The organism is Flaviflagellibacter deserti (assembly GCF_042652085.1).
Lineage (GTDB): Bacteria > Pseudomonadota > Alphaproteobacteria > Rhizobiales > Methylopilaceae > Flaviflagellibacter > Flaviflagellibacter deserti.
This window is the reverse complement of sequence record NZ_JBHSJF010000005.1, coordinates 80,165-102,431: the sequence shown is the minus strand read 5'-3', so window position 1 is coordinate 102,431 and position 22,267 is coordinate 80,165. Positions and strand designations below refer to the sequence as shown.

Genomic DNA, 22,267 nt, shown 5'->3' with positions numbered 1-22,267 from the left:
GAGTTTGCCGATGCGTCATTTCGAAAAGCCGGAACGGTCGAGCCCGACCGGTCGGGTCGGCGTGGTTGTGCTTCACAAGGATGGATCGACCGAGCGGCTCGACAAAGGCGTGGTGCCGGAAGGTTTCTATGCTCCAATCCCCGGCGATGAGGTCGAGTATGATGGCCACGTCTACGAGGTTTCGGGAGTGGCCGACACGCCCCAATCGGAATATTCGATTCGGGTCATGGCCGAAGAGAAATAGCTCGCAGCTTTGGCCGACACCGGCGGCCATGCTAGAATTCGAGTATGACCGACGCACACACCAGTTCGCCCCCGCAGGCCGAACCCGTTCAGATTCCCGCAAAGCCAGCTGCCGCGGATCCACTGACCCGGTTCTTCGGCGGGTCGCCGTTGTGGGTGCTGGCGAAGCTTGTAATGCTCTCGGTCGTGATCGGCGTGCTGCTCGCGGTGCTCGATCTTGATGCTTTCGCGATCCTGCGCGGTCTTCGTGAACTGTTCTTCGAGTTCTTCGACAATATCTGGGATGCGGTCGAAACCGTGTTCCGCTGGTTCCTGCTCGGTGCGGTGATCGTGTTTCCGCTCTGGCTCTTGAGTCGGCTGCTGAAACTCGGCAATCGCGCCTAAACGCCCGGGCCTGCCGCTGCGATCGCATCTCGATCCCGGCCGATAAGAGACTTTAGCGACCCCTCGCGTGCGATCATCGTCAGCAAGCCCTGCTTGATATCGCTGACTAATCCCGGACCGGCATAGGTCAGCCCCGTATAGAGCTGAATCAGACTGGCTCCCGCCAGGAACTTCGCGAGAGCCGTCTCCGCCGACGTGATGCCACCGACCCCGACGAGAGTAATTCGTCTCTCAACGCGCTTTGCAGCTTCGGCCAGCATCCATGTCGCGCGCTGAAACAGGGGAGTGCCGGAAAGTCCGCCCGGCTCCTTGATGTGTTCGCCGCCGAGCCCGGCCGGACGGGTGATCGTCGTATTCGAGACGATCAGGCCGTCGATGCCGCGTGCGAGCGCCACTTCGGTGATGTCGTCCAGATCACTCAGAGCGAGATCGGGTGCGATCTTGAGGAGAACGGGCTTGCGGGTGACCATGCCATCCCGCGCCTCGACCACGCGCGCCAGAAGATCGTCGAGTGCGCCACGTGCCTGAAGGTCGCGCAGGCCGGGCGTGTTCGGCGATGAGATGTTGACCGTCAGATAGTCGGCATGGTCGGCAAAGACGCGGATGCCGGAGACATAGTCCGCAGTGCGGTCGGCGGCGTCTTTATTGGCGCCGACATTGATGCCGAGAATTCCTCCGCGCTTCCGGTTGGCAAGGCGTCGTAGCGCGGCTTCGTGGCCACCATTGTTGAAGCCGAGCCGGTTGATGACGCCTTGATCGTCAGGTAACCGGAAAATGCGCGGTTTCGGATTCCCGGGCTGCGGAAGCGGCGTGATCGAGCCGACCTCGACGAAGCCGAAGCCCAGTCTCAGCATCGCATCGGGAACGCGCGCATCCTTGTCGAAGCCTGCGGCGAGACCGATCGGATTCGGGAATGTCAGTCCGAAGGCCTCGACTGCGAGGCGCGGATCGTCCGGTCGGGCGGGCGGCAGGGGAACGCGCTCAAGCGCCGCGAGCGTCAGCTCATGCGCCCGTTCGGGATCGATCGATTGAAAGACGCCGCGCAGGAGCGGCCAGCCGGCGCCGATCATTGTCCAAGCTCCGGAAAAACGTGGTGGGTGCCGTTCCAGGGGAGGGGTTTTGCCCACCTGACAGCCGACACATCCATGTCGTTGTAAAGATGCGGAAAGAGTGCGCCGCCTCGCGACGGTTCCCATTTCAGTGCTGCATCGAGCGCCGTGGTGTCGACGGCAAGCAGGATCAGGTCGGCCTGTCCAGCGAAGTGCCTCGCGGCGGTTTCGGCCACCTGTTCGGCGGTCGAAAAGTGGATGAAGCCATCCGCGATGTCCACCGGAGCGCCACGGAAAAGACCCTCCCGGCAGGCCTGCTCCCACATCTCGGCGGGCAGTATTTTATAGATAGTTTCGATCATCCCGGCCGAGCTTTAGAAGCCCCGGCCGCTTCAATCAAGAAAGCTGCAAAGTTCGCTGGACAAAAGTAGTCGGAGGTACTAATTCCTACTATTCTTCTAACCTTCCCGTTGAGGGCAATATGCTGACGCACAGCCGAATCTGGGCCGCGATCGATAGTCTCGCGGAGGCTCACGGCATGTCCGCGTCAGGCCTCGCCAAGAGGGCAGGTCTCGATCCTACGACGTTCAATCGCTCCAAGCGCGTCGCCGCCGACGGACGTCCGCGCTGGCCGTCGACCGAATCGGTTTCGAAGATCCTTGCGGCAACCGGCAGCTCGCTCGAAAGCTTCCTCGATATCGTCGCCGGCCGCGGCAAGGGGGCGAACCGCACCGTGCCGCTGATCGGTATGGCACAGGCGGGCGGTGGCGGTTTCTTCACCGATGGCGGCTTCCCGGTCGGTTCCGGATGGGAAGAGGTGAGCCTGCCCGATATCGACGATGATCAGGCATACGCCCTTGAGATTTCGGGCGATTCGATGCTGCCGCTCTATCGGAACGGCGACATCATCGTGGTCTCGCCGGCAGCCAAGCCGCGCCGAGGCGACCGCGTTGTCGTCAAGACGAAGGAAGGCGAAATCCTCGCGAAGGAGCTGAAGCGGCAGACCGCCAAGACGGTCGAGCTGCGCTCGTTCAATTCCGAACATCCGGACCGGGTGATCGCGACGAAGGACATCGCGTGGATCCAGCGGATTCTCTGGTCAAGCCAGTAAGGTTCAGGCCGCAGCGAGTTCGTTGGCCAAGGCCTTCGCGATCAGACCGCGTGTGCCGTCGATACCATAAACGGCCACGAACGAGCCGAAGCGCGGTCCGCGTTCCTGTCCAATCAGCGTCTTGTAGAGCGTGACGAACCAGGCCTGGGAGACGCCGGGACGGCCGTCTGGCGACTTCGCCTTGCCGGATGTGTCAGGGTAGAAGCTCCGGCCGACTTCATAGACCGAGGCTTGGATAACATCGGACGTTGCGTCCGCGGGCATGGCGGCCAGGGCGTCGTCGAGCGCGAGAAGGGCTTTTCGTGCGGTCTCGTCCGGCGCTACGAAGACCTTCTGGGGCTTCACGAAGTCATGATAGTAGGCGACGGCGTAGCCGACGAGCGCGCCGAGACGCGGATGTGTGTCAGGACCGACGCCCGGTGCGTACTGGCGGATGAAGCCCCACATCTGTTCGGCCGTCTCGGCATTCGAGACCGAAGCGATGTTGAGCAGCATCGAGAAGGCGAGCTGAGTGTTTTCTAAACCGATACGTTCGGCCGGTGGCGGATTGCCGCTATGGATGTGCCAAGCCGGATTGAGCAGCTGATCCTTCGGTTCCTGGTTCGGGAACTTCTCGATAAAGGCCAGATAGTCGTCCACGTTCCTCGGGATGACGTCGAAGTGCAGGCGCTTCGCCGAGCGCGGACTTTGGTACATGAACAGCGACAGGCTTTCCGGCGACGCATAGCGCAGCCAGTCCTCAATGGTGAGGCCATTGCCCAGTGATTTGGATATCTTCCGGCCCTCCTCGTCGAGGAAGAGCTCGTAGTTGAAGCCTTCCGGCGGCTCCGCTCCAAGCGCGCGGGCGATCTTGCTCGACAGCGTGACGGAGTCGATCAGGTCCTTGCCCGCCATCTCATAGTCCACGCCGAGTGCCACCCAGCGCAGCGCCCAATCGGCCTTCCACTGGCATTTCACGCGGCCGCCGGTGACAGGCGTCGTCATCCGTTCACCGGTCTTTGGGTCGATATAAGTTACCGTGCCGGCGGCCACGTCGCGGTCGATCATCGGCACCTGCAGAACGATGCCGGTGCGCGGGCAGACAGGCAGGAACGGCGAATAAGTCGCTCGGCGCTCCGGGCCGAGCGTCGGCAGGATGATCTCCATCACCTGGTCGTACGCCGCGAGCATCTTCAGCAGCGTCTCGTCGAAGCGGCCGGACGTGTAATAGGCGGTCGCGCTGGCGAATTCGTAGCTGAAGCCGAACTGGTCGAGGAAGGCGCGCAGGCGCGCATTGTTCGCGGCGCCGAACGAGCCTTCGGGGCTGCCGAAGGGATCGGGCACGCGGCTCAGCGGCAGGCCAAGATAGTGCTCCATCACCTCGCGGTTTGGCACGTTGTCGGGAACCTTGCGGAGGCCGTCCATGTCGTCCGAGAAGCACAGGAGGCGTGTCGGCACCTTGTCCTCGGTGATGACGCGGAAGGCGTGCCGTACCATGGTCGTGCGTGCGACCTCGCCGAAGGTGCCGATATGCGGCAGGCCCGATGGGCCGTATCCGGTCTCGAACAGCACTTCCTTGGCGCTGCCGTTTTTCTCAAGGCGGGCCACGAGCTTGCGAGCTTCCTCAAACGGCCAGGCGGTGGACACCTTGGCGAGTTCGATCACATGGCTTGGAATGCCGGAAACGGCCGTCATCGCGTACAAATCTCCTGGAGCGGCGCGAAACTAGGGGCGACGATCCAGCCCGTCAAACCCCGCGCTCAATAAATGCCGATCGGAAACCAGCGAAGGTAAAGGTCGGAGAGGGCGCCTTTGGTCTCGATATTATCGAGCGCCGTGTCGATCTGATTGCGAAGACGAAGATCGCCCTTGCGGGTGGCTATGGTCATTCCTTCTCCGAAATACCTGCTTTCGGTATAGGCGGAGCCGGTGAATGCGCAGCAATTCTCGGACGCGGAACCGCCCAACCAGAGCGACAGCGCCGCGCCGTCGCCAAACATCGCATCGACCTGCCCGCCTTTCAGGGCAGCACGCGCCAGTTCGGCATCAGGGAAGCCGCGAAGATCGGATTTCGCGAAGAAGGCCTTGAGGAAAGCTTCGTGCGCCGTGCCGGCCACGACCGCTATGCTTTTGCCCGTGAGGGCCTCGGGCGTCGTGTCCTTGAGCGGCGATGCCTTTTGGGCAGTAAACCGGGCAACTGCACGGAAATAGGGGCGCGTCAGTTCCGCCTTCCCACGTAAATCCTCGGTTGGCTTCATTCCGGCGATCAGCGCGTCTGCCCGGCCATTCTGGAGCGCGTCGAGAAGATCGTTCCAGGGTAGAGCCTGGATCGTGCAGGAAAAGCCGAGCTCGCTGCAGATGGCACGTGCGAGATCGACGTTGAAGCCCGCCGGGTTGCCGTCCGGAGCCACATACTGAAACGGCGGATAGTCCGCCGACGTCAGGAACCGCACGAGTCTCTTTGGCGCGCGATCCGACTCCGAGGTCTCGCTGCCGGCGGTCCGCAGGCGCGGAAGCCCCGCCGCGGGCTGAGCGTCGGCTCGGCCAAGAGGCATCAGGCAGGACGAAAGCGTCACGGCGACGGCGCAGGTCGCAACCAGTAAGCGCATCGAGCAAAGGACTCGCATGGTTTGATTTGCGTGTCATTATAGTTGGATGCGGGGCGGGCCGCGAGAGCGGTCCGGAAATTTCGGGGTCGCGGCATGGCGGGGGCTGCGCGGACTGATGCGGGTACGCGTGCGCGGCTGCGGTCGCCGCGATCGGGTCGGGATTCCGCGGTCGTTTCGACACCCGAAGACATCGCTCTTCTGGCCGAACTAGCCCCGACGCCCGTCGTGATGCGGGCCCTGCACTGCGCAAAGGCCCAGGGCGTTCCGCCTCTCGATGCATTGTTCGCCTGTACTCGCGTCGATGAACGGATGCTGGTCTCCCGCCTTGCCGCCGAACTTGATGTTGGAACGGCCGAGCGGGTGGATGGCATCCCTGGGTCACTGAGCGCCCGAGAGGCATTATCGGCATTTCGGAGCGGTATGCTGCGATTGCCGGACGGCCGCCTTCTGGTCGCCGCCAAGGCCAGGTCGGTCACCAGACTCGCTGCTTTCTCGCGATCATTTGGGCTGTCGGCCAACATCCTGCTGAGCGCTCCGAGGGTTTTCACGCGCTACGTCGTCGACGTCGCTGGGGCTGCGCTGGCGGATTATGTGCAGAGCGGACCCGCGGCGATCGATCCCGATCTCAGCGCGGGATCCGGCGCTCCCGCCCGCTACGGTGCCCAAGTCCTGGTTCTATGTTCGGTCATCGCCCTGATCGCCGCGGCGTATGAGCCTCTCCTGCTCGACCTCGCATTTGCAGCGTTGTTCATCGCCATCACCGCTCTGCGTCTGGTTGCGCTGACCGCGCTGGTGGAGGAGCCAAAATCGGAGCGCATTCCCGACGATCAACTGCCGATCTACACGCTGCTTATCCCTCTCTATCGAGAGAGCCGCTGCCTCGGTGGCCTGCTCAGGGCGCTGCGGGCGCTCGACTATCCGGAAGCCAAGCTCGACATCAAGCTCCTGGTCGAGCATGGCGATGCCGAAACCCGGGCGGCGCTTGCGGTACTTGATGCGCCGTCGAATTTCGAAACCATCGTGGTGCCGCAAGGCTCGCCGAGGACCAAACCGCGTGCCCTCAATCTCGGACTGGCGGCCGCGCGAGGTGCGATTATTGGCGTCTTCGATGCCGAGGATAGGCCGGAACCAGGACAGTTGCGGGATGCGGTCCAGGCATTCCTGCGAGGCGGACCACAGCTCGCTTGCGTGCAGGCGCGACTGGTCATCGACAACCGCGCGGACAGCTGGATCACCCGCGTCTTCGCGCTCGAATATGCCGGGCTGTTCGATGCCCTGCTGCCCGGACTGTCGCGATGCGGCTTGATGTTTCCGCTCGGCGGGACGTCGAACCATTTCCGGACGGCAGTGCTCGACCGCGTCGGCGGCTGGGATGCCTGGAACCTGACCGAGGATGCAGATCTCGGCGTCAGGCTCGCCCGCTTCGGCTATCGCTGCGCGACGATCTCCTCGTCGACGCTGGAGGAGGCGCCGAACACGCATCGCGCCTGGCTGAGGCAGCGGACGCGCTGGCTGATGGGCTATGTGGTGACCTGGATCGTGCATATGCGCCGGCCCGTTCGCCTGCATCGCGAACTTGGCTGGCGGAATGCGCTCGTCTTCCATGCGTTCATCGGCGGCGTGCCGATCAGCGCGCTGATGCTGCCGATCTTCGTCGGCGGACTAATCGTGGACGGGCTGAGCAGCGGCTGGCTGGTTTTTGACGACTGGGTCGGCTGGCTGGAATTGGCGTTGACCGGGACGAATCTCGTGCTCGGCTTCGGGACCGCGATGGCGATCGCGGCGATCGGCGCCGATCGGCGGAATCTGACCGGCCAGGCGCGCTGGATCGCGCTGGTGCCGCTCTACTGGCTGATGAGTTCGGTGGCGGCGTGGCGGGCGGTGTGGCGGCTGATCCGCGCGCCGCACGTCTGGGAGAAGACCGAGCACGGCCTCGCGCGGACGTCCGCGAGCGCCGCGGGCCCGGGCTTCAGACGATCCGCTCCAGGTCCTTCGCGACCTCGTCGGGCGCGCGGTCGAGGTTGAGCGGGGCGACGAACTGGCCGTTCCTGTCCATCATGTAGACGATCGAGGTGTGGTCCATCGTGTAGGAGCCGTCCTCGGTCGGCACCTTCTTCGAGTACGCCCGGTAAGCCTTGATCATCGCGTCGATCGACGGACGGTCTCCGGTCAGGCCTCTGATCTTCGAATTGAAGCTCGAGACGTAGCGGCCCATCACGTCCGGCGTATCGCGCTCCGGATCGACGGTGACGAACAGGACCTGAAGGTCGTTCGCTCTGTCGCCCATCGCGTTCAGGACCTGCGAGATCTCGAACAATTTGGTCGGGCAGACATCCGGGCAATGGGTGAAGCCGAAGAAGACCAGGAACGGCTTTCCGGCGACCGATCTGTCGGTGAATTCCTGCCCCGACTGATCGATCAGTTTGAACGGACCGCCGACGAGCGACGCGCCGACGCTCTGCGCGGTCGGCACCTGCGGGCGGAAGGCGACGAAGGCCGCTCCCAGTGCAATGAGGCCCACCAGGAAGAGGACCGGGCCGAGGACGAGGGAGGGACGGACTTTCATGCCCGTCCCTCTAAGCACGTCATCGCGCCAAATAAATGGCGCATCCCGCCGCGCGGCAAATCAGACGCCCCCCATCAGACACCTGTGAACGCGAAATCGACCTCGGGCTTACGGCCGGAGATGATGTCGGCGATCGCGCGGGCGGAGCCGCAGGCGTGGGTCCAGCCGAGCGTGCCGTGGCCGGTGTCGAGGAACAGGTTCTTCACCTTCGTCTTGCCGATATACGGCACGTTCGACGGCGTGGCGGGACGAAGGCCGGTCCAGAACGTCGCCTGGTCCGGATCGCCCGCGCCGGGGAACAGGTCCTGCGTGCGCTTCACGATGGCGTCGCAGCGGACCTTGTTGAGGTCGAGATTGTAGCCGTTGAGCTCGGCGGTGCCGGCAATGCGGAGGCGATCGCCGAGACGCGAGAATACGAGCTTGTACTCGTCGTCGGTCAGGCTGACCGAATGTGCCTTCGACGGGTCCTTGACCGGCATGGTCACGGAGTAGCCCTTGGCCGGATAGATATCGAGGTCGATCCCGTGCTCGCCGACCAGCATCGGCGAATATGCGCCGAGGCAGACGAGATAGGCGTCGGCCTTCAGCGTGGCGTAGGAGCCGTCTTCCTGGCGGACGCGGACGCCGGTGATCCTGTCGCCGTCACGGTCGAGGCCGAGGATCGTGGTGTTGTAGCGAAACTCGACGCCGTTGACCGCGCAGAGCCGGGCCAGCTCCTTGGTGAAGGCGTTGGCGTCGCCACTCTCGTCGGCTTCGGTCATCGAGCCGCCGACGATCTTGTCCCGCGCCGAGGCTAGCGCCGGTTCGATGGCGATGACCTGTTCGGTCGTCAGCATGTCGAGCTGGCAGCCGAACTTGCGCATGACCTCGGCCGGAGCCTGCGCGGCGTCGTATTCGAGCTGGCTCGTGTAGAAATGCAGGATGCCCTTTTCGAGGTGGTCGTAGCGGATCTGCTCTTCCTGACGGAGTTCCTGCAGCGAGGCGCGGGAATAGGTTCCGAGCTTGACGATCTGCTCGATATTGTGGCGCGTCCTGGACGGCAGGCATTCGAGCAGGAAGTTGAGGCCCCAGCGCCATTGCCGCCAGTCGAGGCGCGGGTGGAACAGCAGCGGGGCGTCGGCCCGGCCGAGCCATTTCAGCACTTTCAGCGGCGCGGACGGATTGGCCCACGGCTCGGCGTGCGACACCGATATCTGGCCGCCATTGGCGAACGAGGTCTCGCGGCCGGCGCCGCCCTGGCGGTCGAGGACGGTGACGTCATGGCCGGCTTTGTGAAGGTACCAGGCGGCTGTGGTGCCGATCACTCCGGCGCCGAGAACGAATACGCGCATGGGGTCTCTCTCCCAAAAGGATGGTCAGGGTCTTCCTCCCCGATCTGTCCTTTTGCCTGAGAGATTCGCGGACGGAGCGCCGTGCTCCCGCTTGCCCCTTCGGCGGCCTCGCGGAAAACCGCGCGGCGCTCTCCAGATCATTCCTCATACAACCAGTAACAGGGACCTGAGCGTTTTTGGGATTGCGCCTTCGGTAGCCGCGAACGGCTTCTCCTGGATGTACGGCCGCAGTTGTAACACGTTGGGCGGATTGGAGGAAGGTTTGTCGCACGCCTTTGGTCGAAGGTCTGACCGGCGGCAGGGGCATGGGTCTCCCTCCCCAGCAATGGGGAGGGTCGAGAGCGCGAAGCGCTCCGGGGTGGGGGCAGGGACCTCTCCGCGTGTTCCATGGTCCGATAGGCCCGAGGCCCCACCCGGCTCGCTGCCGCGAGTCCGCCCTCCCCATTGCCGGGGAGGGAGAACGCCTTCGTCATGGCGGCCAGGCTGTGCCGTGCCTCGGAACGCCTCCGGCGTCCCCCCTCACTCGGCTCGGCCGGTTCCCGCCCGAGTCCGCTCTCTCCCTCGTCGGGGAGAGAGAGACACCGACACGCGTCAGCGCTCCGTGGCTCGAAGTGTCTTCGCGCTGGCCCGCTTCCTTCGCGGCCAAAATCCTCGTCGCGTCCTCATGGAGGGCTGCGCGGGACGTCGGGAGATCGACCTCTCCCGGGGCGGTTTGGCCTGATGATTTGAAGGGCCAAACCGATTGTTTTGCTCACCTCGGGAAGACGCTCTCGCGACGTCCCGCGCGCGGTGTGCTTGGCTTGCTGCGCATGGCCCCCGGAGGCTTAGCTTTCTAGCCTCCGCTGGCGGGTGCCCGCTCTCCCTGGGCGGTCGGTTCCGCCGGAACGGGAGAGGCCGATGGACACCCTAGTGACGGGAGTCTAACCCGCCGGGACCACATGCCTTGGGCCTCCGGATCTCGGGGTTCGTTACGCCCCTCCACCCGGCCACCGCACCCTTTCCCACGATCAGGCCGGTCCGGACCGCCCCTCCTCGGAAAAGAGTGGGGGATGTGTGGCATGAAATAGGAATATTGTCAAGATTCTTCTTGTGGAGATGCGGCCGTCACCGTTGCTGGTCCAACGCGATCAGTATTTAGCATTGCGGTGCATGAGCGATCGCCTAGTTCGTCAAATCCGCCCGGAGCCATTGAAAGACCAGCCTGCGACGGTGGCTTTCTCCACCTATGATTCCGCCGCCAACATCGTGTTGCTCGCGGATCCCGGAGCAGGGAAGACCTACACCTTCGAGCAGGCGGCCAGCAGATGCTCCGGTATATTTCTCACGGCACGAAGCTTTTTGAATGTGCCGATTCCTGAGGGCAACTCGCCGCTGTTCATCGATGCATTGGACGAAAAAAGATCTGGCCGGAGAGATCAAGATAGCGTCGATGCCATCGTGCGGAAGCTGTTTTCAGTCGGCAAACGACCCGTTCGAATATCTTGCCGGACCAGGGACTGGCTCTCGGAAGCTGATTGGTCGGCGTTCGAACCTTTTTTCGGCGACCACGGCGGCGCTGTCATTTTGGAACTTCAGCCCCTCACGTATGAGGAGCAATCTGCGGCATTAGGGATAAGCGGCATCGATGCAGCCCACTTTTTGGAGGAGGCGCGTTCTCGAGGGCTCGAAGATTTCTTGAGTAACCCTCAGAACCTGAAAATGCTTGCAGATGCGGTAAAGTCCGGGAATTGGCCTTCTTCACGGAGAGAACTGTACGATACCTCTACAGCACTCCTTCTAACCGAACACAATCGGGTTCGCGTCGGCGGCGCCGCAGATAATTATACGCACGCGGAACTTGAGAGAGCAGCCGGTGCGGCTTGCGCCGTTCGCTTGATCAGCGATGCGGAGGGAATAAGTCTCTTGCCAGCGGGCTCGGGAGACGACTTTCCAAGTTATCTTTCAATAAATTTCGTGGAAGCCGATCTCATGGAGTCGGCGTTGCTTAGGCGTGTATTTACGTCTGGTCGCTTGCCAGAGACAGTTGAGTACATCCATAGGACCGTAGCGGAATTCGTGGGAGCAAAATGGCTCTCTAATCTTATCCGCCAAGGGCTACCGCTAGGACGTCTTTTGGCGTTGTTGGGCGTTGAGGCGCGCCCGACGTCGGAGCTTCGGGGCATCTATGCCTGGTTGCCGACCTTTCTTCCAGAGCATGCGGAAGACTTTATCTGTGCCGATCCTTACGGAGTGTTGTCCTATGGTGATGCTTCTAGCCTAGGGGTTTCACACAGACACAGATTAATCCAAGCTCTGGTTGAATTGTCCGAACAAGATCCGTGGTTTGCATCCCGTGGTTCGGCGCCGGCGGTGGGCGCAATTGCTGGCCCTGACATGACCGGGACATTTCAGGATATCATTCTCTCAAAAGAGTATAACTTCAGTATAAAGGCGCTCGTACTTGATGCGATAGCGGCGAACGGAAGGCTGTCCGGCCTGCTGAACGCCTTGCTAGAGGTTTTGCTCGATGAGCGAGCCGCTTATGGGCTGCGGTACCGAGTCGTGGATGCCCTCTCGTCACTGGGAGATGTCGGCCACGAAGCGCTCAAGAAGAGCTTCGCGAAATTTGGAAAGTCGGCCGATGATATACGCCTTCGCGCCGATACGATGCGGAAAATCTATCGATACCTACAAATAGATGACGTCGTAAGTTTAATTCGAGATGCCTTAGCTACATCGGAAGAAGTTGCCGTTGGCACTTTTTGGGTGTTGGCGGGGTCCATTAAGACCGATGACATCCCGTTGATTCTTGATCGGATCGCTGCAGGACAGAGAAAGAGCTTGACCAGGGCTGAAAGGAGGAATGCTTATGATGTAGCAGGTTTTATCGATCAAATATTAAAGAGGGTGTTGGAATCATCGGAAGATATTTGTCCAGAAAGACTATGGCGGTGGCTTAATTCTCGAAGAAGTATAAAGGAGCCATATGGCTTGGATCCTGATGACTCGTTGAAAGAGGCGCTCCGGAGTCGTCAAGAGATTGTTTCAGCGATGGTTAGGCGTCATCTGCTTGCCGTCGCTCTGGCTGATGGTCATTGGAGCGTATTCCAGCAAATAAGACAATGCACCTTCGATGTATTGGAGGAGATTAGTCTTCTCGAAATTGCTGCGTCACTGAGCGCAAGCATAAGTCTTTCCGCTAAGCGAAGAGTATTTTTATACGAAGCAGCATTACAGTTATCCCTTGGCAGTACGCGCATACATCGGGAGATATTTGAAGAACTGTTTGAGCTGCCGCAACGCTGGCCAGTCCTGGAAGCCGTCAGGCAGCGAAGCCTCGTCTTGGAGATTCCGTCGTGGAAGATGCGGGAGACCGCGCGCTCAATTGCTGAAGAGGCGAGGAGCGCATCCAGCCGAGTGCTGAGGATTCAAAATTTCCGAAAAGACATTTCCAAGATAGAGAGTGGAGAACATCTCAACTGGTTGGATTATGTTGGAAAAGTATATTTCGGATTATTCTCAGATGTGAATAAATCACTTTCCCCCATGGACCGATTAATAAGCCAGTTAGGGGTAGAAAACGCGGAAGCGGCTATAAGAGGGTTGTTGGCTCTATTGCAATCCAAGCATGTCCCCACGCTTGAACGGGTCTGTGACTTAACGGCCCAGCATAAGATGTTCGAATGGTGGTACGCGCTTTTAGCAGGCGTTGAGGTATTGTGGGAAGAAGGAGGGGACGTCGGAGCGCTCCCTGGCGAGACGCTCACAGCGCTTTTGGCGATGGAACTGTATATTCCGGTACTTGAAAGTGACGAGGGCGTATCTAGGCGCCGAGTTCCCTGCTGGAAGTCGCATCTGATGGTCGCGCGAGCAGATATTGCCTTCGAAGCATACGCGGGGATGGTGAGGGCTCGACTCAAGCACAGCACTGAATCGGTGGATGGCCTTCACGACATACTCACTCGTCCGGAATTCAAAAAGTTCAGAAAGGATTTCGTTCTTGAATTGGTTCGAAATTGGCAGCGTATGCCGAGTTACTATGTGGATAGGCTTACGAGGTTCATCCTTCGGCGTTCTGCAATGCATGCGGAATTCATTGATATTGTTTCTGATGCACTCAAGTGCAAAGAGTTCAAATATAAGGCGCTATGGCTGGTAGCAGCTTATCTGATCGATGAACAAAGATTCCAGCGCAAACTTCGTTCTTACGCTAGGAAGAATAAGGACAGTGTCTGGGCATTGAGAGACGCCGTTCGCGATAGCGAAGAGGGGGGTCTAATCGAGTTGAGTGTCAGGCAGCTTGAGCTATTGATCAGCTTGTCGGCGGCTCACTATCCGAGTTGTGGCTATCCGACCGGAGGGTGGTCTGGTGATCAAAATGATTGGGATGCGGCCGAGTTCGTTCGGAGCCTGATATCAAGACTGTCGACCAACTCGGGAAGAGAAGCCGCAGATGCATTGAGTAGGTTGGCCGTCAATCCCGCCTACTCGTCGTACGTTGATTACTTGAAGCATGCCCTATCGAATCAACGAGATCGCACTCGAGAGGCTCAATATAAGAAGCCGAATTGGATGCAAGCAATAAGTACTCTTAAGAATGAGGCGCCAGCCAATATAGTCGACTTGCAGGCGCTCATTGTTGCACATTTGAGGGATATCGGAGCCGAAATAACGGCTGGCAACACAGACCTTTATAAGCGCTTCTGGAACGAAGATTCCTATGGAAGGGTGACGTCGCCCAAAAGCGAGGAGAGCTGTCGTGATGTATTAGTCGACCTTGTTCGCGCAAAAGTGGGGCATTTCGGAATCGACGTCGAACCGGAAGGGCACATGGCCCGAGACCGTCGCGCTGACATGACGGCGGCTCGATCGGGAAACAAGGTCGTGGTGGAATTGAAGAGGCATTATCACGCGGATGTCTGGAGTGCGGCTTCCACGCAGTTGGATCGGTTTTACGCGAGAGATCCTGAAGCCGGAGGCTATGGGGTTTTCGGCGTGTTCTGGTTCGGTGAAAATCGCCCTAAATCTCCTCCTGCGCGAGTAGGTGCAGGCAAACCGACCTCCGCTGGGCAGATGGAAGCCATGCTTCGCGATAGCCTACCGATCTCTGCAAAGCAAAGGATCGATATAGTAGTCGTGGACGTGTCTGGGATAGAGCCGCCAGTGACCGTCTCTAATGAGGCGGCCTACTAACTAACAGCGGGATCGGTGTGGGGTCGCTAGTGCCGCTCAGCGCTTGATTGTTGCTCCGCTCCCGCACGCTCAGGTCCTTCCAGCAGTTTCCTCAACTGGTGTTGCAGCCCGCCCGCGGGATTTTCCAGATGCTCCGGTCAGCAGTAACTGGATCCCCCCACGCCCTTGTCTTTCGACCAAAAATTGCCATCTATAGGGGATGCAACATAAACACGAATTTTCCCCGGGGGACACGGTCGAGTGGACCAAGGCGCCGTTCAACGTGCAGCGCGGCCTCTACGAAGTGGTTCGCCAGATGCCGGAAGGGCATGACGGCGAGCTGCAATATCGCATCAAGAGCAAATCCGAACTGACCGAGCGCGTCGTCAGCGAGACGCAGATCTGCTCGCGGCCGACCAATGGCGCCACGTCGCGGCGCGACGCGATGTTCTCTCCGGACGGCGGCAAGAGATGATCGGCGTGTCGTCCCCGGCCGGTTACAGGTTCGCGGGCGACAACGACAATATCGACCATCCGACCATGCGCTCGTCGTCCTATGAAGGCGGCGGCTTCGAACAGCTGTTCGCCGTCGAGCCGGCGGGATTGCGAGGCCTGAACCGGCTGGTGAGCAAGCTCAACGTCCTGGTCGGGACCGGCGGGATTTCCGACTTCCAGCTCGGCCGCTGGCGCGACGAGCGGCACCATATCCACGGCGTCCTGTTTCCGAGCGCGATCGAGCTCGAACTCGCACGGCTTTCGCTCTCGCTCTGACGCGCGGGCGCGTTTCTCTTTGTTCAGGAGGTACCCATGGCATACATCGTCACCCGGATGGAGGTCGAAGGACCGTCCGTCATCGCCATTTCCTCCACCGTCAGCCGCTACGATTCGCTCTGGCAGGCGCAGAACCACGCCGAGCTTCTGGCGCGGAGCCATTCGACCTTCAAATTCGACCAGGAGCGCGCCTGCTGGCAGGGGCACGACCGCGACGGGCGGACGTTCCGATACATGGCCGACCGTCCTGTCATCCGGCGCACCTAAGGTGGATGACCTCACAGGCTCTCGCGCTGCGACGGCAATCTCGACGGAGTCGCGGGGAATGGACTTTCAGCAGCCGGCCGGGCTCTACACGCGACGGAAATCGACGTCGATGGGGCGGCCGCCGTCCTATCGGCGGTTCCCGAGCCTGGCGATGGCGGTGCGCCACGCGGTCGAGGAGCAACGCGATTTGCTGATTCGCTGCACGATCGAATGCGGCGAGCTCTCGCTCGACCACCGGCAGATCCTGGATATCTATGAGAGCGATGCCGGGCGCACGGCGATCGCGGCTATCCGCGAGGAATGACGGGCCGCGAGGAATGACGCGGAGGCGGGCAAAAAGAAGCCCGCCTGGGAGCGGGCTCTTCTCGACGGGTCACCGCGCCGGTTACTGGCCGGGAACGGAAGGCGCCATCAGAGCAACCAGGAGATCGGGTCGAGAGGTTCCCATACTCGACCGACCGTCGACCGGTCGCAGCACTGCCGCTGTCGGAGACAGTGTCCGAGTTCAACGGGGCGCCGGGACTTCCGTTCCGGCATGGAATCCGTTCAGAGCGCCTCGGTGGTCAGCTGGTGCTCGCGCACCACGCGCTCGGGCCCTTCGGGCAGCTTGCGCAGGCGGTATTGCAGCTCGCCCGAGGAATTTTCCGGCAATAGGCGAGTGATTTCATAGCGTCCGGTCGCGTTCTGCGAGCCTGCTTCGCCGGTGAAAAGCACGGATTGTCCAATGGAATATTTATGCATTTTTCAGAACTACCACGAAAATAAAATCGGCGCATCCCTTTGAATTTCGAGCGAACGAGTCCATATTACGAAAGCGCAGCACGCATTTCCGGCTCAATCGAACCGAATAAAACCGGTGGGGAAAATCTTTCCTCGCCTGGTTGTGCTGGGCCGACACTTTTGGTTTGCCTTGTCCGTACGCGCCTATCGGTGGTGTGCATCAAGTCACGTCCCGAATGTTCGTAAGTTAGGCAGCGCGCAAATGCGCGTAATACGGAGGCCATCACATGGCTCAGACAGGTATCGTCAAGTTCTACAACTCGCAGAAGGGCTTCGGATTCATCCAGCCCGAGAGCGGCGGCCCGGACGTGTTCGTCCACGCAACCGCGCTCGAGCAGGCTGGCATCTACACGCTCAGCGAAGGCCAGAAGGTTTCGTTCGAGGTCGTCAGCGACCGCGGCAAGACCAAGGCTGCGAGCCTGCAGACCGCCTGACGAAACGAAGGCCCGGCTTTGCCCGGGCCTTTTTGCTTGCCGAGCGGGGTGAATGAGCTGACCGAGAAAAAGAGCCTTCAGGACCAGGCCGACTTCTTCCGGGAGCAGGGCAAGTCCGGCTCTCCCGAGCACCGCTCGCTGATGAACAACCTCGCCGAGTCGTATGAGCTCGACGCGCGCAAGAAGGCGGCTACCGAGCCGCCGCCGCCGTTGAAGCCGGAGGATGAGTAATGGCCTCTGAGGTCACCGAGGAACGCAAGAAATTGCGCCAGCAGCAGTCCCAGGACGGCGTGAAGGCGATGGCCGAGTATCACGACGAGCGCGTGCAGATGGCCAAGCGTACCGAAAAGCTGCGCGCCATGCGGCTCGCCAAGGAAGCCGAGGAGGCCGCGAACGCCGCGCCGCCGGCTCCGAAGAAGAAATCCGCCAAGAAGGCCTGATGCGCGGTACCTGACGCGCGGTACTGGCGCGGCCGGTGCTCCTCCCCACATAAGACTGCGGGGCAAGAGGAGCATGCATGGCCTTTTCCGCATTCCGGTCCGCCGTCGCGGGCGCATTCGCCCTTGTGCTTGCCGTGTCGCCCGCCTACGCGCAGGAGCGGCCCGACAGTTCCGGACCGGGACGGGAGGGCGTTCTCGCGCTCCTGCCGGCCGATAGTACGACCGAGCACAGGCTCGACCTTCCCACCGGCGCGCTGGCCTATACCGCGACCGCCGGCACTTTCTCCCTGTTCGACCAGAGCGGCGAACGCTCCGCCGCGATCACCTACACCGCCTATGTGCTGAAGGGCGCGGACGCCGGTTCGCGGCCCGTGACCTTCGTGTTCAATGGCGGGCCGGGAGCATCCTCGGCCTATCTGCATCTCGGCGTGGTCGGGCCGAAGGTCGTCGACTTCTCGCAGCCGTCCGATGCCGCGACCGCGCGGCTGCACGACAATCCCGATACCTGGCTCACATTCACCGACCTCGTTCTGATCGACCCGGTCGGCGCCGGCTGGAGCCGCGCGGCCAAGGCCGACAAGGCCTCCGATTTCTGGAGCATCGGGGCGGACGCCTCGTCGATCGCCAAGGTGATTTCGCTCTATGTGGCCAAGAACAGCCGCGGCGCCTCGCCGAAATATCTGCTCGGCGAGAGCTATGGCGGCTTCCGCAGCGTGAAGGTGGCCAAGGCGCTGCAGGAGGACCAGGGCATTCTGGTCTCCGGCATCACCATGCTGTCGCCATTCCTGGAGGGGCGGCTGATGTTCGGCACCGACCGTTTCGCGCTGCAGGCGGCGCTGCAATTGCCGTCGCTGGCGGCGGCGGAGATGGATCGGACGAAGACATTCTCGCCGGAGAGACTGGCGGAGGCGGAGCGCTTCGCGCTCGGCGACTACCTTTCGACACTGGCCGGCAAGCCGCCGGAGGGTGGAGCGGGCCGCGCCTTCTTCGAGAAGGTCTCGGCGCTGACCGGCGTGCCCTACGAGGTGGTGGAGCGGACGCGCGGCTTCGTCGGCGACGAATTCCGCAAGCGCGCGAAGGAAGGGGCGATCACGAGCGCCTACGATGCCGCTTTCGCGACGCCGGACCCGTTCCCGGAGGACGCGGATGAGACCGGCTCGGACCCCGTGCTCGACGGCTTCACCCAGGCGCTCGGCGGCCTCGCCGTCGGCTATATGCGCGACGAACTGGGCTTCAAGACCGACATGACCTTCAACCTGCTCAACCGCGAAGTGGCGGGAAAATGGGAATGGGGGCGGGGCGGGATGGGCGCGGCCAGCGCGGACCACGATTTCCGGGAACTCCTGGCGCTCAATCCGAAGCTGACGGTGCTCGTGGCGCACGGGCATAGCGATGCCGTGACCCCGTATGCGGTGAGCCGGTACGTGCTCGACCATCTGCCGGCGAAGGGACTGGCGGAGCGGACCGAGCTCCGGACCTACAAGGGCGGCCACATGTTCTATTTCGACCCGGCGGCGAGGGCGGCGTTTGCGACCGACGCCGGGGATTTCTACCGCAAGGCAGGACTTTGAAGGAGTGAGCGAGGATGCCGCTTGTCCGTATCGACGTGCCTGAAGGAATGGGCGCCGATGTGCGTCGCGCGATCGGAGATACCGTCTACGAGGCGATGCGCGCCACGTTGAACGTGCCTGAGAACGATCGTTTCCAGGTGATCACCGAGCATTCGAGGTCCGACCTGATCATCGACCCGGACTATCTTGGGATCGAGCGAAGCGAGGCCGCGATCCTGATCCAGGTGACGCTCTCGATCGGGCGTACCGTCGAGATCAAGAAGGCCTTCTACAAAGCCGTCGCTGACGGCGTGCACGAGCGGGCCGGACTGCGGCGCGAAGATGTGTTCATCAACCTCGTCGAGGTGCGGCCAGAGGACTGGTCGTTCGGCAACGGCGTGGCGCAGTATGTCAGCTAATTATACAATATAAATATGTTTTATAGGCGATTGCTATGTACCGCTGCTCCACCCTAGTCTGGCGGTGCTGACCGGAAGGACTGAAATCCGCAACTTCGCCGAGGCCTACAAGGTGTTCTACCAGAAGGTGCCGACGGACGGCGGCAACTACACGATCGACCATTCGGCCTTCATCAATTTGCTCGACCGGGAGGGCCGCTATCTTCGGCTTTTCCCCGCCCTCGACGTCGAGCGCGCGAATGGCGCAGATCATCGAGCCGCATCTCGAAGGCTAGGCGGGCCCCGGCAATTCACTCATCGAGGGCTGCCTTCCGTATTCTAGACTTTAGTCGATGATTTGGCACGGTTGATGCAGGGTAATCCGCATCGTGCATGCAATCCTGCGTGCAATGATGCGGGGGCGGACAAATGGCGCTGGATTTGGCTCAATTGCCCAAAACCGAGGCGCAAGACAGTCGCCACAGGGCGCTGATCCAAGGCAGTCATCTCACCAAGATCTATGCGACCTCCACGGGCCCGCTCGTCGCGCTCGACGACGTATCCTTTGACATCCGCGAGGGCGAGTTCGTCTCGTTGGTGGGGCCAAGCGGTTGCGGCAAGAGCACCTTGCTCAGCCTGCTGGGTGGCCTGGAGGAGCGTTCCGAGGGAACGCTCACGTTGAACGGCCAGGATCTCGACCGGCCACGTCCCGATATCGGCTTCATGCTGCAGACCGCCGTGCTGTTTCCCTGGCGTAGTGTGATGGAGAACATCCGCCTGCCGGGGGCGATCCTCGGGCTGGACCGCAAGGCGCAGGCCGAGCGCTGTCAGGAATTGCTGGAACTCGTCGGCCTTGCCGGCTTCGGTGACCGCTATCCGAACGAACTCTCCGGCGGCATGCGTCAGCGCGTGGCGCTCGCCCGGCTGCTCGCCCATGACCCCGACGTACTCCTGATGGACGAGCCTTTCGGCGCGCTCGACGAATTCACCCGCGAGACGATGAACCTGGAACTGCTGCGGATCTGGTCGGCGACCGGAAAGACCGTGGTGTTCGTCACTCACAATATCGGTGAGGCGGTGTTCCTCTCCGACCGGGTGTTCGTGATGACCCCGCGTCCGGGCCGGCTGGCCGGCGTGGTCGAGATCGACCTGCCGCGCCCTCGCCAGACCGAGATGATGCGCGAGCCCCGCTATTCCGAACTCGTCTTCGATATCCGCCACATGCTGGGAGTCGACTGATGACCATCGCCTATGACCAGTCGATTGCCGGCGATGCGGAGACGGGCCGCGCATCCACGATCGAACGACACATCGCGCAGGAGAAGGCGAGGGCGCGGCGCAAGCGCATGACCAACCGGCTGCTTGCCGCCGGCTTCGGCATGTTCGTGCTGTTCCTGTGGTGGCTGTTCTCGGCGCTCGGCCTGATCCACCGGCTGATCATCCCGCCGCCGGGCGAGGTGCTGTCGGCATTCTTCCGTGTCGCCAGCGCCAGCTATTTCTGGCCGAACGTCATGGTGACCCTTTCGGAGATCGCGGCCGGCTTCGCGCTCGGGCTCGCGAGCGGCGTCGTGTTCGGCGTCTCGGTCGCGATGTTCGAGAGCGTGCGGGCGACGATCTATCCCTATCTCGTCGCCCTGCAGGCGCCGCCGAAGATCGTGCTGGCACCAATCTTCGTCACGTGGTTTGGCTTCGACGAGGCCTCGAAGATCGCGATGGCCGTGGTGATGAGCTTCTTCCCGATGTTCCTCAACACGCTGACGGGGCTCGCTTCGGTCGAACCGAATGCGGTGAAGCTGATGCGCTCGCTGACCGCGTCGCGCTGGCAGACCTTCCGCTATCTCCTGCTGCCGAACGCGCTGCCGACGATGATGGCGGGCGTGAAGCTTTGCTGGACGCTGGCGGTGCTCGGCGTCGTCGTCGGCGAGTTCGTCGGTGCCTCGGCGGGCATCGGCTACCTGATCCACGCCTTCAACTTCCAGCTCGATATCAGCGGTGTGTTCGTCCTGATCCTGCTGCTCTCGATCTTCACCCTGGTCGTCTACCAGCTCATCGAGAATCTTGAGAAGAAAATCATATTTTGGTCGGGGATGTGAGTATCGAAATCAGACTACCGGAGGCAATAATGAGATCGTTCAAGAACACTACGCGCAGGACGGCGATGGCCGTCATCGCCGGCGCATCTTTTGTCCTCTCGGCGGGGCCGTCCCTCGCGCTCGAGAAGATCGTCGGCGTCACGGCGCAGGGCGGCCCGACGGCGCAACTCTTCCCGTTCTTCATCGCGATGGAGAAGGGCTACTACAAGGACGAGGGGCTCGACGTCGACATCAAGTTCTCCAAGGGCAGCTCCGATGGCGCCCGCCAGCTCGCCGCCGGCAATGTCGAGTTCGCGATCGTCTCGGCCGCCGCGCTGATGCAGACGCAATATGCCGGCTTCCCGCTCAAGGTGATCATGCAGGTCTATTATCCGGACACATTCGACATCGTCGTGCCGGAGAAGAGCGACATCAAGTCGATCGCCGACCTGAAGGGCAAGACGCTCGGCCTCTCGGATCTCGCCGGTGGTGAGGTGACGATGACCCGCGCCTCGCTCTCCGTCGCCGGCGTGAAGGAAGGTTCGGAGGTGAAGATGGTCGTCGCCGGTGAAGGCGATCCCACCACGATACGTTCGTTCGAGGAGGGCCGCATCCAGGCCTATGCCGGCGCCAAGCGCGATATCCTTCTTATTCCGGCGCAGGGCATCCCGCTTCGTGTTATCACGCCGCCGGAAGTCGCGACCTTCCCGGGCGATGGTCTCGCCGTTCGTGCCGAGACGCTCAAGGAGAAGCCGGAGACGCTGGCGAAGCTCGTTCGCGCGACTCTGAAGGGCTGGGCATGGGCGAAGGCCCATCCGGACGAGGCGTTCATGCTGATGAAGACGAAATGGGCGGCGGCGACTTTGGGCGACAACCCGGTCGCGGAGCCGTTCTGGAAGCTCGTCCTCGCCTATTACACCGCGCCATCCGAGGTCGAGAAGCACGGCACGATCCTGCCGGCGCGCTGGAAGAACTACATGGACTTCATGCAGCTCGGCGAGGAAGAGCAGAAGCCGCTGAAGGGGCCGGTCGAACTCGACGCCCTGCTGACCAACGACGTGGTCGACAAGGCCTATGTGGGGCTCGACCTGAAATCCGTGAACTGAGGTTCAGAGTCCACGCCGACAACAAA

The 22,267-nt window shown here is 61.7% G+C and carries 25 protein-coding genes and 1 riboswitch; of the genes, 18 read left to right on the top strand and 7 right to left on the bottom strand.

Features of this window, described 5'->3' with window-relative positions; genetic code table 11:
* Positions 1-10: 10 nt before the first annotated feature.
* Together ACFPFW_RS05290 and ACFPFW_RS05285 are read left to right on the top strand one after the other, a co-directional pair.
* Complete coding sequence (locus ACFPFW_RS05290) at positions 11-244, top strand: hypothetical protein (protein ID WP_114956924.1); 234 nt, start codon at positions 11-13, stop codon at positions 242-244.
* Positions 245-288: 44 nt separating this feature from the next.
* Positions 289-627, top strand: a complete 339-nt coding sequence (locus tag ACFPFW_RS05285) for a DUF6460 domain-containing protein (protein ID WP_114956923.1) — start codon at positions 289-291, stop codon at positions 625-627.
* On the opposite strand, the gene ACFPFW_RS05280 is transcribed toward ACFPFW_RS05285, so the two are convergent.
* Positions 624-1,697, bottom strand: a complete 1,074-nt coding sequence (locus tag ACFPFW_RS05280; RefSeq protein WP_114956922.1) for a quinone-dependent dihydroorotate dehydrogenase — start codon at positions 1,695-1,697, stop codon at positions 624-626. The genes ACFPFW_RS05285 and ACFPFW_RS05280 overlap by 4 nt on opposite strands.
* Entirely contained in the window at positions 1,694-2,038 is a 345-nt protein-coding gene (locus tag ACFPFW_RS05275; RefSeq protein WP_114956921.1) for a DUF952 domain-containing protein, read from the bottom strand. Before ACFPFW_RS05275 ends, ACFPFW_RS05280 begins: the two co-directional genes overlap by 4 nt.
* Before the next feature lie 119 nt (positions 2,039-2,157).
* Here ACFPFW_RS05275 and ACFPFW_RS05270 point away from each other — a divergent pair, with 119 nt between their 5' ends.
* Positions 2,158-2,787, top strand: coding sequence for a S24 family peptidase (locus tag ACFPFW_RS05270; protein ID WP_114956920.1), 630 nt, complete (start codon positions 2,158-2,160; stop codon positions 2,785-2,787).
* Between the two features lie 3 nt (positions 2,788-2,790).
* On the opposite strand, the gene ACFPFW_RS05265 is transcribed toward ACFPFW_RS05270, so the two are convergent.
* Positions 2,791-4,461 carry a lysine--tRNA ligase gene (locus ACFPFW_RS05265; protein WP_114956919.1) on the bottom strand — a complete coding sequence of 557 codons (1,671 nt, stop codon included), beginning with the start codon at positions 4,459-4,461 and terminating at the stop codon, positions 2,791-2,793.
* A 65-nt stretch (positions 4,462-4,526) separates the two neighbouring features.
* Positions 4,527-5,375, bottom strand: a complete 849-nt coding sequence (locus ACFPFW_RS05260) for a transporter substrate-binding domain-containing protein (protein ID WP_379769733.1) — start codon at positions 5,373-5,375, stop codon at positions 4,527-4,529.
* Positions 5,376-5,795: 420 nt separating this feature from the next.
* Here ACFPFW_RS05260 and ACFPFW_RS05255 point away from each other — a divergent pair, with 420 nt between their 5' ends.
* On the top strand, positions 5,796-7,400 hold the full coding sequence (locus ACFPFW_RS05255; protein ID WP_162799657.1) for a glycosyltransferase family 2 protein: 1,605 nt from the start codon (positions 5,796-5,798) through the stop codon (positions 7,398-7,400).
* Here the strand turns inward: ACFPFW_RS05255 and ACFPFW_RS05250 are convergent.
* Both ACFPFW_RS05250 and ACFPFW_RS05245 read right to left on the bottom strand, forming a co-directional pair.
* On the bottom strand, positions 7,345-7,941 hold the full coding sequence (locus ACFPFW_RS05250; RefSeq protein ID WP_114956917.1) for an SCO family protein: 597 nt from the start codon (positions 7,939-7,941) through the stop codon (positions 7,345-7,347). The two genes, ACFPFW_RS05255 and ACFPFW_RS05250, sit on opposite strands and share 56 nt — an antisense overlap.
* Positions 7,942-8,015: 74 nt before the next feature.
* Entirely contained in the window at positions 8,016-9,272 is a 1,257-nt protein-coding gene (locus tag ACFPFW_RS05245) for a D-amino acid dehydrogenase (protein WP_114956916.1), read from the bottom strand.
* A 34-nt stretch (positions 9,273-9,306) separates the two neighbouring features.
* Positions 9,307-9,418: riboswitch (glycine riboswitch) on the bottom strand.
* A 1,003-nt stretch (positions 9,419-10,421) separates the two neighbouring features.
* Between ACFPFW_RS05245 and ACFPFW_RS05240 the strand changes: the two genes are divergently transcribed.
* The 5 genes from ACFPFW_RS05240 to ACFPFW_RS05220 all read left to right on the top strand — a co-directional run bounded on the left by ACFPFW_RS05240 (position 10,422) and on the right by ACFPFW_RS05220 (position 15,765).
* On the top strand, positions 10,422-14,444 hold the full coding sequence (locus tag ACFPFW_RS05240) for an NACHT domain-containing protein (protein WP_162799781.1): 4,023 nt from the start codon (positions 10,422-10,424) through the stop codon (positions 14,442-14,444).
* 199 nt (positions 14,445-14,643) lie between these two features.
* On the top strand, positions 14,644-14,898 hold the full coding sequence (locus tag ACFPFW_RS05235; RefSeq protein WP_114958431.1) for a hypothetical protein: 255 nt from the start codon (positions 14,644-14,646) through the stop codon (positions 14,896-14,898).
* Positions 14,895-15,194 (top strand): hypothetical protein, encoded by a 300-nt coding sequence (locus tag ACFPFW_RS05230; RefSeq protein WP_114958432.1) that lies wholly within the window; start codon positions 14,895-14,897, stop codon positions 15,192-15,194. The genes ACFPFW_RS05235 and ACFPFW_RS05230 overlap by 4 nt, the downstream gene beginning before the upstream one ends.
* 36 nt (positions 15,195-15,230) lie before the next feature.
* On the top strand, positions 15,231-15,461 hold the full coding sequence (locus ACFPFW_RS05225; protein ID WP_114958433.1) for a hypothetical protein: 231 nt from the start codon (positions 15,231-15,233) through the stop codon (positions 15,459-15,461).
* Positions 15,462-15,519: 58 nt separating this feature from the next.
* Complete coding sequence (locus ACFPFW_RS05220) at positions 15,520-15,765, top strand: hypothetical protein (RefSeq protein WP_114958434.1); 246 nt, start codon at positions 15,520-15,522, stop codon at positions 15,763-15,765.
* 242 nt (positions 15,766-16,007) lie between these two features.
* Here the strand turns inward: ACFPFW_RS05220 and ACFPFW_RS05215 are convergent, their stop codons facing one another.
* Positions 16,008-16,175, bottom strand: a complete 168-nt coding sequence (locus ACFPFW_RS05215) for a hypothetical protein (RefSeq protein WP_162799782.1) — start codon at positions 16,173-16,175, stop codon at positions 16,008-16,010.
* Between the two features lie 293 nt (positions 16,176-16,468).
* On the opposite strand from ACFPFW_RS05215, the gene ACFPFW_RS05210 reads away from it, so the two are divergent.
* The 9 genes from ACFPFW_RS05210 (at position 16,469) to ACFPFW_RS05170 (ending at position 22,241) form a co-directional block, all read left to right on the top strand.
* A complete protein-coding gene (locus ACFPFW_RS05210; RefSeq protein ID WP_114958436.1) occupies positions 16,469-16,675 on the top strand; it encodes a cold-shock protein in 207 nt (68 codons plus the stop codon).
* A gap of 48 nt (positions 16,676-16,723) precedes the next feature.
* Complete coding sequence (locus tag ACFPFW_RS05205; RefSeq protein WP_114958437.1) at positions 16,724-16,906, top strand: hypothetical protein; 183 nt, start codon at positions 16,724-16,726, stop codon at positions 16,904-16,906.
* A complete protein-coding gene (locus ACFPFW_RS05200; protein WP_114958438.1) occupies positions 16,906-17,115 on the top strand; it encodes a transcriptional regulator in 210 nt (69 codons plus the stop codon). Before ACFPFW_RS05205 ends, ACFPFW_RS05200 begins: the two co-directional genes overlap by 1 nt.
* 77 nt (positions 17,116-17,192) lie before the next feature.
* A complete protein-coding gene (locus ACFPFW_RS05195) occupies positions 17,193-18,686 on the top strand; it encodes a S10 family peptidase (protein WP_114958439.1) in 1,494 nt (497 codons plus the stop codon).
* A gap of 14 nt (positions 18,687-18,700) precedes the next feature.
* Positions 18,701-19,084 carry a tautomerase family protein gene (locus ACFPFW_RS05190; protein ID WP_114958440.1) on the top strand — a complete coding sequence of 128 codons (384 nt, stop codon included), beginning with the start codon at positions 18,701-18,703 and terminating at the stop codon, positions 19,082-19,084.
* 13 nt (positions 19,085-19,097) lie between these two features.
* Positions 19,098-19,406: an SCO family protein gene (locus ACFPFW_RS05185; protein ID WP_114958441.1), complete on the top strand. Its 309-nt coding sequence runs from the start codon at positions 19,098-19,100 to the stop codon at positions 19,404-19,406.
* An 86-nt stretch (positions 19,407-19,492) separates the two neighbouring features.
* On the top strand, positions 19,493-20,302 hold the full coding sequence (locus ACFPFW_RS05180) for an ABC transporter ATP-binding protein (protein WP_114958442.1): 810 nt from the start codon (positions 19,493-19,495) through the stop codon (positions 20,300-20,302).
* On the top strand, positions 20,302-21,156 hold the full coding sequence (locus ACFPFW_RS05175; RefSeq protein ID WP_114958443.1) for an ABC transporter permease: 855 nt from the start codon (positions 20,302-20,304) through the stop codon (positions 21,154-21,156). Before ACFPFW_RS05180 ends, ACFPFW_RS05175 begins: the two co-directional genes overlap by 1 nt.
* A gap of 29 nt (positions 21,157-21,185) precedes the next feature.
* Positions 21,186-22,241 (top strand): ABC transporter substrate-binding protein, encoded by a 1,056-nt coding sequence (locus tag ACFPFW_RS05170; RefSeq protein ID WP_114958444.1) that lies wholly within the window; start codon positions 21,186-21,188, stop codon positions 22,239-22,241.
* The last annotated feature ends 26 nt before the right edge of the window (positions 22,242-22,267 follow it).